At 50.7% G+C, this 598-nt stretch carries 1 protein-coding gene; it reads right to left on the bottom strand.

Translation table 11 applies throughout. The annotated features are described in order from the left end of the window. Nucleotides 1-598, bottom strand: a 598-nt coding sequence (locus R8N49_RS28780; protein WP_318190654.1) for a solute carrier family 23 protein, incomplete at both ends; no start/stop codon positions are given.

The raw sequence follows: 598 nt of genomic DNA, 5'->3' as shown, positions 1-598 counted from the left end.
CGATCGCTTCCAACGCCGTGATAAAGAAAATCAGCACGAGAGGGATAAATAGTGACCAGTCAAATGACAAGCCGTACTGCATCGGAATCGGTAGTGCAACGAGGTTGGTTTCCCCCAATTTTGAGGTGTCGACCATACCCATGAAGTACGCCATTACATAGCCAACCAGCATGGCAATCACGATCGAAGCCACGCGAATGTATGGGTTTTTAGAACGATTCAAAATCACAATTAACCCAAGTACGGTACCAGCGAGCGCCAGTTTGTCTAAGCTACCAAAAGTACCGTCGCCCATTGCAGCATAGCCACCACCCATAGAAACCAAGCCAACTTGGATCAGCGTCAGGCCAATCAGAGTTACGACAATGCCAGAGACGAGAGGTGTGATGATGCGACGTGCATGCTCAAGCACACGAGACAGTAAGATCTCGGCAAAGGAGGCAACTAAAATCGTCCCGAAAATCGCCGCCATCATGGTGCTGATGTCCGCGCCACCTGCTTTGAGTGATAAACCCGCACCGATGATTGGACCCAAAAAGTTAAAGCTGGTGCCTTGCACCGATAGCAAGCCGGAGCCGACAGGGCCAAAGGTACGGAT

Source organism: Vibrio sp. 1978, assembly GCF_033344345.1.
This window is presented reverse-complemented; position numbering and strand designations above follow the sequence as displayed.